At 69.2% G+C, this 13,543-nt stretch carries 11 protein-coding genes; 8 read left to right on the top strand and 3 right to left on the bottom strand.

Annotation, left to right across the window (positions count from 1 at the left end; genetic code table 11):
* Nucleotides 1-40: 40 nt before the first annotated feature.
* Nucleotides 41-970 carry an MBL fold metallo-hydrolase gene (locus tag VKQ35_RS11285; RefSeq protein ID WP_324361598.1) on the bottom strand — a complete coding sequence of 310 codons (930 nt, stop codon included), beginning with the start codon at nt 968-970 and terminating at the stop codon, nt 41-43.
* A gap of 4 nt (nt 971-974) precedes the next feature.
* A complete protein-coding gene (locus VKQ35_RS11290; RefSeq protein WP_324361600.1) occupies nt 975-2,210 on the bottom strand; it encodes a helix-turn-helix domain-containing protein in 1,236 nt (411 codons plus the stop codon).
* Between the two features lie 163 nt (nt 2,211-2,373).
* On the opposite strand from VKQ35_RS11290, the gene VKQ35_RS11295 reads away from it, so the two are divergent.
* The 4 genes from VKQ35_RS11295 (at nt 2,374) to VKQ35_RS11310 (ending at nt 7,051) form a co-directional block, all read left to right on the top strand.
* On the top strand, nt 2,374-2,952 hold the full coding sequence (locus VKQ35_RS11295) for a hypothetical protein (protein ID WP_324361602.1): 579 nt from the start codon (nt 2,374-2,376) through the stop codon (nt 2,950-2,952).
* A gap of 19 nt (nt 2,953-2,971) precedes the next feature.
* Nucleotides 2,972-5,242: a TonB-dependent receptor gene (locus VKQ35_RS11300; RefSeq protein WP_324361604.1), complete on the top strand. Its 2,271-nt coding sequence runs from the start codon at nt 2,972-2,974 to the stop codon at nt 5,240-5,242.
* Nucleotides 5,243-5,299: 57 nt separating this feature from the next.
* A complete protein-coding gene (gene copC, locus VKQ35_RS11305; protein ID WP_324361606.1) occupies nt 5,300-5,656 on the top strand; it encodes a copper homeostasis periplasmic binding protein CopC in 357 nt (118 codons plus the stop codon).
* A gap of 84 nt (nt 5,657-5,740) precedes the next feature.
* On the top strand, nt 5,741-7,051 hold the full coding sequence (locus VKQ35_RS11310) for a divalent metal cation transporter (protein WP_324361608.1): 1,311 nt from the start codon (nt 5,741-5,743) through the stop codon (nt 7,049-7,051).
* Between the two features lie 43 nt (nt 7,052-7,094).
* Here VKQ35_RS11310 and VKQ35_RS11315 read toward each other — a convergent pair whose 3' ends face one another.
* Nucleotides 7,095-8,468, bottom strand: a complete 1,374-nt coding sequence (locus VKQ35_RS11315) for a carbohydrate porin (RefSeq protein ID WP_324361610.1) — start codon at nt 8,466-8,468, stop codon at nt 7,095-7,097.
* Between the two features lie 159 nt (nt 8,469-8,627).
* Here VKQ35_RS11315 and VKQ35_RS11320 point away from each other — a divergent pair, with 159 nt between their 5' ends.
* The 4 genes from VKQ35_RS11320 (at nt 8,628) to VKQ35_RS11335 (ending at nt 13,538) form a co-directional block, all read left to right on the top strand.
* Nucleotides 8,628-8,903, top strand: coding sequence for a metal-sensing transcriptional repressor (locus VKQ35_RS11320; RefSeq protein ID WP_324361612.1), 276 nt, complete (start codon nt 8,628-8,630; stop codon nt 8,901-8,903).
* An 8-nt stretch (nt 8,904-8,911) separates the two neighbouring features.
* Nucleotides 8,912-10,165 carry a CDF family Co(II)/Ni(II) efflux transporter DmeF gene (dmeF, locus tag VKQ35_RS11325; RefSeq protein ID WP_324361613.1) on the top strand — a complete coding sequence of 418 codons (1,254 nt, stop codon included), beginning with the start codon at nt 8,912-8,914 and terminating at the stop codon, nt 10,163-10,165.
* 296 nt (nt 10,166-10,461) lie between these two features.
* Complete coding sequence (locus tag VKQ35_RS11330; RefSeq protein ID WP_324361615.1) at nt 10,462-12,219, top strand: ABC transporter permease subunit; 1,758 nt, start codon at nt 10,462-10,464, stop codon at nt 12,217-12,219.
* A gap of 11 nt (nt 12,220-12,230) precedes the next feature.
* Nucleotides 12,231-13,538: a nitrate/sulfonate/bicarbonate ABC transporter ATP-binding protein gene (locus VKQ35_RS11335; protein ID WP_324361617.1), complete on the top strand. Its 1,308-nt coding sequence runs from the start codon at nt 12,231-12,233 to the stop codon at nt 13,536-13,538.
* Nucleotides 13,539-13,543: the final 5 nt, after the last annotated feature.

Here is a 13,543-nt window from a genome sequence, read left to right on the forward strand (position 1 = left end):
GATTCTTGAGGGCCGCTTACGCGACGGCCGAGAACCTGGGCTAAAGCTCCATCAAATCTCGACCGACGACCAGCCTGCCAGCGAAGTGCGGGCGCACGGCGGCGGCCCAGGTGTCGTCGTCGATGCCGGGACCGCCGGGGACGAAGTGCGACAGGACCAGCGTCTTCACCCCGGCCTGCGTCGCCACCTTGCCTACCTCCTCGGCGGTGGTGTGGGCGCTGAGCAGGTGTTCGCGGAGCGTCCTGGCGTTGGTCTCGCCGGCGGCCATCTGGTCCACCGCCGGCAGGTACATGACCTCGTGCACCAGGACGTCGGCGCCCTTGGCCAGCTTCACCAGGTTCTCCGAGGGCCGGGTGTCGCCGGAGAAGACGATCGACCGGTCGGGGCAGTCGAAACGGTAGGCCAGCGCCGGCTTCACCGCCCCGTGGTCCACCAGCGCGGCGGTCACCTTCACGTTGGCGTCGGCCATCACCGGGCCGCCCGCGGCGACCTCGTGGACGGAAATCAGGTCCTTCAGTGGCGGGCGGCCTTCGTCGGCGATCCTTGTGCGAATGTCGTAGGCGTTCATCCGCAGGAACAGCCGGGTCATCTGCTTGAGCGGCGGCGGACCATACGCATCCACGCGCTTCGCCAGATTGGCCGCCCAGCTCAGCAGCAGCAGGTTGCCGTAGTCGGCGTTGTGGTCGGAATGGTGGTGGGTGATGAAGACGCAGCGCAGCGCGTTCAGCGGCAGGCCGGCCAGCACCAGCTGGCGGGCGACCCCGTTGCCGCAGTCGATCACATAGACCTGGCCGTTCACGACGATGGCGTTGGCCGGCGCCGAGCGGTTGGGCTTGGGCGTCGGCCCGCCGCCGGTGCCGAGCAGGATCAGCCGCGACTTGGCCGGCTCTGCACGGGCCGCGAGCGGCAGGCCCGACAGGGCCGCAGCGGCGCATCCGAGAAAGTCTCTGCGGGTGGCCGGAAGGCTCATGCGCCTAGCCCTGCGGGAAGCTGAGGTTGCGCTGCGAAGTCCAGGGGTCGACCGCGCTGCGGGGCGCGGCGACGATCAGCTTGCCGCCCAGGCTGGAGCGGCCGATGCCCTCGGCCTCGTAGAGCGCCTCGAAGTTGTCGGCGCCGGCCGCGCCCTTGGCCAAGGCCTTCAGTGCGTCGGGGTTGGCCATGGCGTCGGCGGCCTCCTGCAGGCCGGTGTCGCGGGCGCCGGCGATGACCACGATGCGGTTGCCGGCCGGGCCCTTGAAGGCGGCGACATAGCCATAGTCGCGCCGGTTGACGTCGCCCTGGCTCGGGCCGCCGCCCTGGCTGACGAAATGGCGGTGGCTGACGTTGTCCTGCAGTTCGTCATAGGTCTCGCCGACCGAGAAGCGCGAGCCGGCGAACACCGGGTCGCGCAGCACGCCCAGGCCTGACAGGTAGCCGAGATAGATGATGTTGTTGCGCTTCAGCATCTCCGGCGTCAGGTCGGACGCCATCACCACGTGCAGGTTCTGGCCGTGGGCGGAGTCGCGCGCGATCACCGGCACGATGCTGCGCAGCGCGAAGGCCGCGCCGACCGGCAGGTAGTAGAGATCGAGGTCGCGGTAGCGGCCCATGGCCTTGGGATTGTCCATCAGCCAGTCGTCGAGGTCGGCCGCCGAGTTGATCGAATATTGTCGGATCAGCCGGTCGACGCCCGCCGGCTCGTCGATCTCGCCGAAGATGTAATAGTCGCCCAGCACCAGCAGCGTCGGGGGCTCGGACTGCAGGATCTGGCGCCAGGGCGCGGCGCCCTGGGCGCGCGCCACCGTCCGCTCGGTCCCATGCGTGGTCCAGAAGAGCGCCCAGGCCGCCAGGTTCAGGAGCGCCAGGACCGCGAGGGCCGCGATGGCGTAGGTCCGCCAGGGCCGCGCCACGGCGACGGCGGCGATCTCCAGCTCCGGCCTGGGCTCGGCCACCATGCGGTATTCGCCCTTGGGGATGGTCAGCCGCACCGGCTCGTCGCGGCCGGGGCCGGCGTAGAAGTCGTCGAGCTTGCGGCGCAGGCGGTGGACGGCGACCCGCACCGAGGCGTCCTGCGAGCCGTCGAAGGCCGAGGTGCGCCCGAACACCGCGGCGGCCACCTCGAACTCCTTGGGCCGCGCGCCCTCCGCCGCGCGCTCGGCCAGGTAGTCGAACAGGCGGTTCAGGCCCTCGGAACGGCCCAGCGCCTGGCGCGCGCGAAGGCGCTGCGCCAAGTCCCGGATCTGGCTGGTTTCCGCCTGCGCGGATCCCTCGGACAAGCGACCTGTAACCCCCTGTAACCCCTCGGAGACCGTATTTAACCGGACAGGCGCGCGAATGGCAAAGTATGGGTTGTTTCAATAAAATCGCCCGCAGACTCCTTGGGGACCCAGGACCTTGAAACGCCTTCTGACCTTCGCGGCCTGCGCCGCCCTGCCGCTCGCCATCTGGGGCTGCCAGCCGCAGAAGCCGGCCGCGCCCGCGTCGCTCGCCAAGTACAACACCGACGCCTTGGACATGAAGGAGTTCATGGGCCACGTGGTCGACCCGGCCTCGTTCGCCTACTGGAAGGGCTCGGGCACCGAGGAGACCGCCAAGGGGACCAAGGACCTGACGCCGACCTCCGACGAGGGCTGGGAGTCGATGGAAACGGCCGCCGCCGTGCTGATCGAGGCCGGCAATGCGCTGCAGCTCCCGGGCCGGCCGCGGGCGCCGGAGGCCGACTTCGACAAGTTCGCCCAGCAGCTCACCGCCGAGGCGATCCTGGCCAAGGCCGCGGCCGAAAAGCATGACAAGGCCGGCGTCTATGCCGAGGGCGCGAAGGTCTATCTGATCTGCACCGCCTGCCACAAAGAGTACGTGATCGACCCGGGCATCAAGGCCAACGGCCCCGCCCAGGGCAATCCGCTCCCCGACTGGCCGGCCGACATCAAGGCCAAGCAGCAGAAGTTCGACGCCGCCAAGCCGGCGACCTAGCCCGAACCCAGGACGACGGATGATCCAAACGACACGCCGCCCCGCGGCGCGAACCCTGCTGCTTGCCTGCGCGTCGGCCCTGGTGCTGGCGACGCCGCTGGCGGCCCACGCCGCCGACGAGGCGGATGGCGCCGACGCCGCGGCGGCGGCGTCCAAGACCGGCCAGGTCAGCGAGGTGGTGGTCACCGCCTCGCGCCAGGACCTGCTGGGAACGGCGGATACCGCCAGCCAAGGCTCCGTCACGCGCACGGAGGTCGAGCTGCGGCCGATCTTCCGCGTCGGCCAGCTGTACGAGACGGTGCCGGGCCTGGTGGTGACCATCCACTCCGGCGAGGGCAAGGCCAACCAGTACCTGCTGCGCGGCTTCAACCTCGACCACGGCACCGATTTCGCGAGCTTCGTGGATGGCATGCCGGTGAACCGGCCGACCAACGCCCACGGCCAGGGCTATTCCGACCAGAACTTCCTGATGCCGCAGGTGGTGGGCGGCCTCGACTACACCAAGGGGCCCTATTACGCCGAGGTCGGCGATTTCGGCGCTGTGGGCTCGACCCATGTGAAGCTGATCGACGACCTTCCGAACACGCTATCGGCCACCGTGGGCACCGAGCGCGACGAGGAGTTCTACGCCGGCGGCACGGCGCACTTCAGCGACGACATGCGCCTGTGGGTCGCCGGCGCCGCCTCGCACTTCGACGGGCCGTGGTCGCCGCCGGAGAACTTCAACAAGGTGGTCGGCGCCGCGCGGCTGAGCCAGGGCATCGCCGGCGACGGCTTCGCGCTCACCGCCATGTACTACAAGAGCGCCGGCGGCCTGCTCACCGACCAGCCGGCCCGCGCGATCGACGCCGGCGTGATCGGCCGGTTCGGGACCCTGGACCCCACCGACCGGAGCGAATCCGAACGCTTCAGCCTCTCCGGCCATTTCGCCCGCGGCGGCGACAACTGGACGCTGAACGTCGACGGCTACGCGATCCGCTCGCGGATGGTGTTGTGGAACGACTTCACCCACTTCCTGTTCGACCCGGTGAACGGCGACCAGGAGCAGCAGGACGAGGCGCGCACGACGCTGGGCCTGAACGCCGTCTACGCCCGCAGCGCCGACATCTCAGGCGTCGGCGTTGAAGGCAAGATCGGCTTCCAGGACCGATACGACGACGTGTTCATCGACCGGCGCCACACCCTGGCGCGCCAGGTCCTCGACTACTGCAATATCGCGATCCCTGCGTCGCCGACCGCGGGTCAGTTGCCGGCGCCGGCCGACGCCCACACCGACCCCGATCAGGCGGTGGCGTTCCGGGCGCTTGGCGGCGCCTGCACCTCGGACGCCGCGCGGCTGAACGACCTGGGCCTGTTCGGCGAGGTGACGATCCACTGGACCGACTGGCTGCGGATGACGGCCGGCCTACGCGAGGAGGTCTACTACGCCCACGACCACAGCCTGACGACGGCGTTCACCGGTTCGAGGTCTCAGACCTTGCTGCAGCCGAAGGGCAGCATCGCCATCGGCCCCTTCTACCAGACCGAGCTCTACGTCAGCGCCGGACGCGGCTTCCACTCCGAGGACGTGCGCGGCGCGTTCGGCACGGTGCCCGGCGAGGGCCAGCCCGGCCTGCTGGGCCCGACGCCCCTGCTGGGTCCGGCGGACGGTTTCGAGGTCGGGATGCGAACCGACCTGATCCCCAAGACCCAGGTGCAGCTGGCGGTGTTCCGCGAGGACTTCCAGTCCGAGCAGCGCTATGTGGCCGACGAGGGCGAGGACACCGCCAGCGCGCCCAGCCGCCGGCAGGGGATCGAGCTGTCTGCGCAGTACCGGCCGCTGCGGTGGCTGGAGCTCAACACCGACCTCGCCTGGTCGCAGGCCAACTACCGCGCCTCGGCGGCGACCTTGGCGCTGTTCCAGCTCGACGGGACGTCGATCGCCAATGCGCCCAGCTTCATCGGCTCGTTCGGCGTGCTGGTGAACAACGCCGGCCCCTGGTTCGGCGGGCTGCAGTGGCGCAAGCTCGGCGCCTATCCGATCAGCGACGGCGACGCGAACCCGAAGGACAAGGGCTACAGCGAGATCAACCTCAACGTCGGCTACACGATCAACGAACGGCTGAAGGCGGAGCTGCAGGTCTTCAACCTGGCCGACAGCCATGCGAACAGTTCGGCCTATTTCTACCAGACGCGCATCGCGCCGGGCGGCCCGACGCCGGCCTGTGACATCGCCAACGCCTCGACGTGCTATCAAGTCCACCCGGAGGAGCCGCGCTCGGCGCGCTTCACCCTGACCTACGGATTCTGACCCGGACAGCCGCCGTTCAGCTTCGAACGGCTAATCGACAGGACCAAGGAGCTTTCCATGCGCAACGCCATCATCGTCACCGCCGCCGTCGCCGCGCTCGCCATCGCCGGCCAGGCCAGCGCCCACGCCCGCCTGCTCTCCGGCACGCCGAAGAACGGCGCGACCGTCGCCGCGCCCAAGGCGATGACCCTGAAGTACAGCGAGGAGCTGGTTCCGGCGGCCTCCAATGTGAAGGTCGCCACCGCCGCCGGCGCCGCGGTCGCCACCGGCCCGATGGCGCTCGACAAGACCAAGAAGATCGTCACCGTGCCGTTCACCGGACCGCTCGCCGCCGGCGGCTACACCGTGACCTGGCACATGAAGACCGAGGACGGCCACGAGACCGACGGCGCCTTCGCTTTCAAGGTGAAGTAGCGCTCCAGTCGCCGGGGTCGCGATTTGGCCGGAGCCTTACGGCGACAGCGGAGTTACGGTCGGAACTTCAAGCTGGGGAACCCCATGGCCGATTCCGCCGACAGCCCTCCGCCCAACGCGCCCGACGATATCAAGCAGCCGGACCGGCCGAAGCTCCTGCAGGTGCTGGGCCCGGGCCTGATCACCGGCGCCTCGGACGACGACCCCTCGGGCATCGCCACCTACTCCCAGGCCGGCGCCCAGTTCGGCTTCGGGCTTTCCTGGGTGATGCTGTTCTCCTGGCCGCTGATGTGCGCGATCCAGGAGATCAGCGCGCGGATCGGCCGGGTCACCGGGCGCGGCGTCGCCGGCAATCTGAAGCGCCACTACCCGGCGCCGGTCGTCTATTCGATCGTCTTCCTGCTGGTCGTGGCCAACGTCATCAACATCGGCGCGGACCTGGGCGCCATGGGCGCGGGGCTGAAGCTGTTGGTCGGCGGGCCGCAGCTGGTCTACGTCGCCGCCTTCGGCCTGGTGACCGTGCTGCTGGAAGTCTTCTCCCGCTACTCGCGCTACGTCTCGATCCTGAAGTGGCTGACGCTGTCGCTGTTCGCCTATGTGGGCGTCGCCTTCGTGGTCCACATGCCCTGGCTGGCGGTCGCCAAGAGCCTGGTGATTCCGCAGATCAGCTTCACCCCGGCCTACATGACCGTGGTCGTGGCGATCCTGGGCACCACCATCAGCCCCTACCTGTTCTTCTGGCAGGCCGAGGAGGAGGTCGAGGAGGTCAAGGAGCGCGACGACGCCAAGCCCCTGGAACGCGCGCCGGAGCAGGCGGAGCCAGAGTTCCGGCGCATCCGGCTCGACACCTACATCGGCATGGCGTTCTCTAACCTGGTCGCGCTGTTCATCATCCTGACGACCGCGGCGACGCTGCACGCCCACGGCGTCACCGACATCCAGACCTCGTCCCAGGCGGCCGAGGCCCTGCGCCCCATCGCCGGGCCCTTCGCCTTCACCGTCTTCGCCATCGGCATCATCGGCACCGGCCTCCTGGCGCTGCCGGTTCTGGCCGGCTCCTCGGCCTATGCGGTGGGCGAGACCTTCGGCTGGCACGTGGGCCTGTCGCGCAAGCCCTACCGGGCCAAGGCATTCTACGGGACCATCGCGGCGGCGACCCTCCTGGGCGTGCTCCTGAACTACAGCCCGATCGATCCGATCAAGGCGCTGTTCTGGAGCGCGGTGATCAACGGCGTGGTCGCCGTGCCGGTGATGGCCCTGATGATGCACCTGTCCAGCAACAAGGCCGCCATGGGCGAGTTCCAGCTCGGCCGCGGCCTGAAGATCGTCGGCTGGCTCGCCACCGCCGTCATGGCCGCCGCCGCGGTGGGCCTCTTCGCGACCTGGGGGAAGTGAGCGCGCAGCGACTCATCCCGGCGAAGGCCGGGATCCATCGGGGCTACCGCTCCAGGTGCAGCCTTAGCGAGACCACGTCCACCGGCCCGCGGTCGCGGTTGTAGGCGGGGTTTGCGACCAGCTGATTGTCGAAGCTGAGCGTCACGCCCTTGGCCAGGCCCACGGCGTAGTAGGCCTCGAAGATGTGCTCGTCGCCAGGATGGGGCAGCCGCCCGTCGCCCACCAATATGCCCAGGCCGCCGGCGTTCAGGTAGCGCTGGCCGGCCGCCGAGATCTGGTTGACCACCACCGCGGCGCCTACCGTGTCGCCCTTGCGGCCCCAGCGCGCGCCGGAGACCGAGACGCCGGCCTGCGCCGTGCGGTCGACGTCGGTGTATTCGTAGGACTCCTGGCTGCCGTCGTCGAAGCCCAGCCGGCCGAACACGCCGACGCCGTCCGCCACCTCCTGCTCGACATTCAGATAGACGCCCGGGCGGCTGCGGTAGCGGCGCACGAGCGCAGTGTCCGCCGGACGGCCCGTCGCGATCGCCAGCCGCACGGCGTCGTCGTAGCTCCCCATGCCGCCGCGGGTCACGAACCCCGCCAGCCGCACCGCGCCCGGATGGCCCTCCCAGGTGAACCGCCGTTCGGCCTCGCCGACCACCTGGAACTGGCTGAAGTCGGAGGTCAGCACCGCGTTGTTCGGCACGATGGAGAGGTCGAAGACGCCCGCCCGCCAGGCCCAGTCGCCGCGGTACCACTCCGCCGCCGCCCCATAGGTGTAGCCCCAGGCGTCGGCGGCGTAGTCGAGGGTCCCGGCGGTGATCGCGCTCCAGTTCAGGAAGTCGCCGCGCGGGTCGTGGGCGTATTTGTTGGTGTCGAAGATGTCGGTGACGTTGAGCTTGCCGGCGGTCAGCACGACCCGATCCTTTGTCCGGCGCTCTCCGAGCGCATTGAGGTCGGCTTCCTGGTCGTCGGCCTCGCCGCCCAGGTCGAAGGTCTGGCGCACGAACAGCCGCGCGATGCGCGTGTAGGGGTGGGCGCGCCCCACCTTGGCGCCGTCGCCGTTCACATAGCCGGCCGCGCCCAGCGTATTGTTGGGGGCATAGCCCTGGTACATCTCCAGGTTCCCCCAGATCTCGCCGCCGGCCCAGGGTTTCACGCCCGCGTACAGGGTCGCGTCAAACGTGTTGCCGGTGGTCGCCTGCGGCTTGAAGCTGTTCTGGCCCTGGAAGGCTGAGTGGAACGGCGGGTAGTACTGCAGGATGTCGGTGGCCTGGACGTGCCAGGCCCAGGTCTCCGGGGTCACCGGCGTCTTCTCGTCGTCGGCGGCTTGCTGCTGTTGCGGCTGGGCGTCTTGCGCCAGCGCCGGCGCGGTGCCGGCCAGGACCAGGAGGGCGGCGATTCCGGCGGCGCCCAAGCGTTGAACAATGCGCATGATCGGTCTCCCCCACGATTGGGCGATCACTGAATTCAGTGACGCTTGGTTGGTTGCCGAGACGGCGGCTTGTCCGTGACAAGCTGATGAAGGCCGCATCCTCCCGGGGAGGATATGCGGCGCTTGACATATCCCCCCGGGGAGGATAGGTCAAGGCGCATGGTTCACGTCGTCCATGCGACCCACCCGGACATCATCAAGCGGCTCAAGCGGGCGGAGGGGCACCTGCGCAACGTCATCGGCATGATGCAGGCGGACCGCCCCTGCATGGACATCGTCCAGCAGCTGCACGCCGTCGAACGCGCGGTCGCTGCGGCCAAGAAGGCGCTGGTCCACGACCACATCGACCACTGCCTGACCCATGCCGTCGAGGACGACGCCAAGACGCCTCAGTCGGCGATCGAAGAGTTCAAAGAGATCACCAAGTACCTGTGAGGCCGCAAGTGACCCCCGACGCCGCCCGCCACGATCACGTCTTCCTTGGGGAGGCGCACGAGCGCAACGAACGGCGCGTCTGGTTCGTGATCGTCCTGTGCGGCGCGATGATGCTGCTCGAGATCGTCGGCGGCGCGATGTTCGGCTCCATCGCCCTGGTGGCGGACGGGCTGCACATGTCCACCCATGCCGGCGCGCTCCTGCTGGCGGCGCTGGCCTACACCTTCGCCCGCCGCTATGCGAGCGACCCGCGGTTCAGCTTCGGCACCGGCAAGCTCGGAGACCTGGCGGGTTTCTCAAGCGCCATCGTGCTCGCGATGATCGCACTCCTGATCGGCTACGAAGCGGTCTCGAGGATATTCTCGCCGGTTCCAATCCATTTCCGGCAAGCCATTCCGATCGCGGTTCTGGGCCTGGGGGTCAATCTCGTCAGCGCCTGGCTGTTGGGCGCCGGGGGCCACGATCATGGCCATCATCACGGCCACGGCCACGGACACAGCCACGGTCACGGGGACGATCACGCCCACGACGACGGCCACGATCTCCCGTTCGGAGACGGCTTCCTGCGCCTGGAGGTGTTCGAGGACGGCGTCCCGCCGGTCTTCCGCCTGCATCCCCAAGGCGCCGCCCTGCCGGACGAGGCGACGGTCGAGACCGTCCGCCCCGACGGCGCACGCCAGACCTTCGTTCTCGCCCGCCGCGGCGACGTCCTGGAGAGTCCCGACGAGATTCCGGAGCCGCACGCCTTCACGGCCGAGGTGCGCCTCGGGGCGGCCGGCGCGGCGCAGCAGACCCGGTCGGTCCGCTTCGAGGAGCACGAGCACGCCGGACACGGCGCCCATCACCGGGACAACAACATGCGCGCCGCCGTGGTCCACGTCATGGCCGACGCCGCCGTCTCGGTGCTGGTGATCATCGGCCTCATCCTGGCGCGGTCGTTCGGATGGCTTTGGATGGACCCGCTGGCCGGGATCGTCGGCGCGCTGGTCATCGCCAGCTGGTCCTTCGGCCTGATCCGCGACACCGGTGCGATCCTGCTGGACATGAACCCCGACCGGCGCCTCGGCCAGAAAATGCGCGAGGTGATCGAGGCCGGCGGCGACCAGGTCGCCGACCTGCATCTGTGGCGCCTTGGCCCCGGCCACCTGGGCGCGATCGTGACGGTCGCGACGGACCGCGCGCGGTCCTGCGACTATTACCGAAGCCGCCTGGCCGGATTTCCGTCGCTCTCCCACCTGACCGTCGAGGTCACCGCGGCCTAGCCGCTCTCGGCGGCGATCAGGCTTGCGAGGGCAGGCGGGCTGGGGGCTCGATGCAGGCGGCGCAGCCGCCCCCGTGAAACTCTCGTGACGGTCGGACAAACGCCTTGACAGCCCGCGCCGACAGGCTCATTTCGCGGCCTGTTGAATATCCTCCCCCGGAGGATGGTTCAATGGAACGGAACTCAAGCCAGATGCCCAGCGACAGTCCCAGTCGATCTAACGCGCCGCGGAGGGCGTCCGGCAGGGCTTGAGGCTCGACCCGTGACGCCCGCACGCGGCGTTCCACGAGGTGAGCGATGGTATTTCTCTCCGGAGACCGGCCTGGATCGCGTCCGCTCGCGCGGTTCCTGCGCGTGGGCGTCGCGCCGTCCTGGGCGGACCTGATCGCCTTCCTGCTGCTGGCCGCCACGGCCGTGCTGATCGTGCGGGGCGCGGGCGAGATGAGCGAGCCCCTGGCCCAGCTTCGCACCACGCCGGTCACCCTCGACCCGGCCCGCCTGCCGGAATACGCGCTGCTCACGACATTGCGGATGTTCGCCGCGCTCGGCGCCTCGCTCATCTTCACCTTCACGGTCGCCACGCTGGCGGCCAAGAACCGCAAGGCCGAACTGCTCATCGTCCCGGCGCTCGACATCCTGCAGTCGGTGCCGATCCTGGGATTCCTGACCTTCACGGTCACCTTCTTCATGGGGCTGTTCCCGGGCCGCCAGCTGGGCGTCGAGTGCGCCGCGATCTTCGCGATCTTCACCAGCCAGGCCTGGAACATGGCCTTCAGCTTCTACCAGTCGCTGCGCACCATCCCGAACGACCTGGACGAGGTCTCGCGCCAGTTCGGCTTCTCCGCCTGGCGCCGTTTCGTGCGGCTGGAGCTGCCCTTCGCCACGCCGGGCCTGGTCTGGAACGTGATGATGTCCATGTCCGGCGGCTGGTTCTTCGTGGTGGCGTCGGAAGCCATCACCGTCGGCAAGACCACCATCGCCTTGCCGGGCATCGGCTCCTGGCTGGCGCTGGCCATCGAGCGCCAGGACATGAAGGCCGTCGCCATCGGCGTCGGCGCCATGGCCGTGGTGATCCTGCTCTACGACCAGCTGATCTTCCGCCCCATCGTCGCCTGGGCGGACAAGTTCCGCTTCGAACAGACCGCCTCGCAGGACCGTCCGGGCTCCTGGGTCTATGACCTGGTGCGCCGCGTGCGGTGGCTGCGGATGGCGGTGGCGCCGCTCTCCTGGCCCGCCCGCGCGCTCACCGCCATCGACTGGCCGATCCCCAAACTTCGCCTGCAGCCCGTGCGGCTGGGGCCCCAGACGTCCCGCGTTCTCGACGGGCTGTGGCTGGCGATTGTCGCGGTCGCGGCCATCGCGGCCGTCTGGTTCCTCTGGACCTTCCTCGCCCGCAGCCTGAACTGGCGCGACGCCTATGTGGCCTTCGGCTACGGCCTGGCGACCCTCATCCGCGTGGTGGTGCTGATCGCGCTGACCAGCCTCATCTGGGTGCCGATCGGGGTCTGGATCGGGCTTCGCCCCGCCTGGGCCGAGCGGCTGCAACCCATCGCCCAGTTCCTGGCGGCCTTCCCGGCCAATGTGCTCTTTCCCTTTGTCGTGGTGGTCATCGTCGCCCTGCACGCCGACCCCAACATCTGGCTCTCGCCGCTGATGGTGCTGGGGACCCAGTGGTACATCCTGTTCAATGTCATCGCCGGCGCCAGCGCCATTCCGAGCGACCTCAAGGAGGCCGCCGGCATCTTCGGGGTGCGCGGCTGGCAGTGGTGGCGCCAGGTCGCCCTGCCGGGGATATTCCCCTACTACGTGACCGGCGCTATCACCGCCTCAGGCGGGTCGTGGAACGCCAGCATCGTCGCCGAGGCGGTGACCTGGGGCGACAAGCATCTGGAGGCCGCGGGCCTGGGGTCCTACATCGCCAAGGCCACCGCCGCCGGCGACTACGGCCGCGTGGCGCTGGGCGTCGCGGTCATGTCCATCTTCGTCATCGCCTTCAACCGCATGCTCTGGCGGCCGATGTACCGGTTCGCCGAGCGCCGTCTTCGCCTGGACTAGGGGAGGTCCCCATGACCGCCATCGACGATCATCGCCTGCTGGACGTCCGCAACGTCCGCCACCTTTACGGCAAGCCCGGCGGCGGCGGCCAGCTGGTGCTCGACGACGTGGACCTGGCGCTGTTCAACAACGAGATCGTGGGCCTGCTGGGCCGCTCGGGCTCAGGCAAGTCGACGCTTCTGCGCTCGATCGCCGGCCTGATCCAGCCTACCAGCGGGGAGATCACCTTTCCGGAAGGCAGCGCCGCGTCGCCCACCCGCGTCAGCATGGTCTTCCAGAGCTTCGCCCTGTTCCCCTGGCTCACCGTGCAGGAGAACGTCGAGGTGGGTCTGGAGGCCCAGCGGGTCGCGCCCGAGGAGCGCCGCCGCAAGGCGCTCGCCGCCATCGACCTCATCGGCCTCGACGGTTTCGAGAACGCCTACCCCAAGGAGCTCTCCGGCGGCATGCGCCAGCGGGTGGGTCTCGCGCGGGCTCTCGTCGTGGACCCGACCATCCTGCTGATGGATGAGCCCTTTTCGGCGCTGGACGTGCTGACCGCCGAGACCCTGCGCACGGACCTTCTCGACCTCTGGTGCGAAGGCCGCATGGGAATCCAGTCGATCCTGATGGTCACCCACAACATCGAGGAGGCGGTCTTGATGTGCGACCGCATCCTGGTCTTCTCGTCCAACCCGGGCCGCATCGTCGCCGAGATCAAGGTCGACATGCCCCAGCCGCGCAACCGGCAGAACCCTGCCTTTCGCCGGCTGGTGGACAGCATCTATGCGCGCATGACCCAGCGCGGCGCGGGGGACGAGCGGCAGAACGACGGCCTGTTCCCGGGCCTGGGCATCGGCATGGTCCTGCCGCGGGTCTCCACCAACACCATGGCCGGCCTGATCGAGGCGGTCAGCGCCCAGCCGTTCGGCGGCAAGGCCGATCTCCCCGACCTGGCGGAAGCCCTGCACTTTGAGGCTGACGAACTGTTCGCCATCGCCGAGACCCTGCAGCTCCTGCGTTTCGCCGAACTGGAGGGTGGCGACATCCGCCTCACCCCCGACGCGCGCCGCTACGCCGAGGCCGACGTCGACGCCCGCAAGCAACTCTTCGCCCAGCACCTGATCACCTATGTGCCGCTGGCCGGCCACATCCGCCGGGTGCTGGACGAGCGCGCCTCGCACCACGCGCCGGGCCACCGCTTCCGCGACGAGCTGGAGGACCTGATGTCGGAGGAGGACGCCGCCCAGACCCTGAAGGCCGTGACCAACTGGGCCCGCTACGCCGAGGCCTTCGCCTACGATGAGAGCGCCGACCTCTTCACCCTGGACGACCCGGCCTGAAGCGC

The organism is Phenylobacterium sp., from assembly GCF_035309685.1.
Classification (GTDB): Bacteria; Pseudomonadota; Alphaproteobacteria; order Caulobacterales; family Caulobacteraceae; genus Phenylobacterium.

Coding starts and splice junctions, on each gene's coding strand:
- VKQ35_RS11285 (WP_324361598.1), bottom strand. CDS start 970: ATGAGCCTTCCGGCCACCCGCAGAGACTTTCTCGGATGCGCCGCTGCG.
- VKQ35_RS11320 (WP_324361612.1), top strand. CDS start 8,628: ATGGTTCACGTCGTCCATGCGACCCACCCGGACATCATCAAGCGGCTC.
- VKQ35_RS11315 (WP_324361610.1), bottom strand. CDS start 8,468: ATGCGCATTGTTCAACGCTTGGGCGCCGCCGGAATCGCCGCCCTCCTG.
- copC (WP_324361606.1), top strand. CDS start 5,300: ATGCGCAACGCCATCATCGTCACCGCCGCCGTCGCCGCGCTCGCCATC.
- VKQ35_RS11310 (WP_324361608.1), top strand. CDS start 5,741: ATGGCCGATTCCGCCGACAGCCCTCCGCCCAACGCGCCCGACGATATC.
- VKQ35_RS11330 (WP_324361615.1), top strand. CDS start 10,462: ATGGTATTTCTCTCCGGAGACCGGCCTGGATCGCGTCCGCTCGCGCGG.
- VKQ35_RS11335 (WP_324361617.1), top strand. CDS start 12,231: ATGACCGCCATCGACGATCATCGCCTGCTGGACGTCCGCAACGTCCGC.
- VKQ35_RS11300 (WP_324361604.1), top strand. CDS start 2,972: ATGATCCAAACGACACGCCGCCCCGCGGCGCGAACCCTGCTGCTTGCC.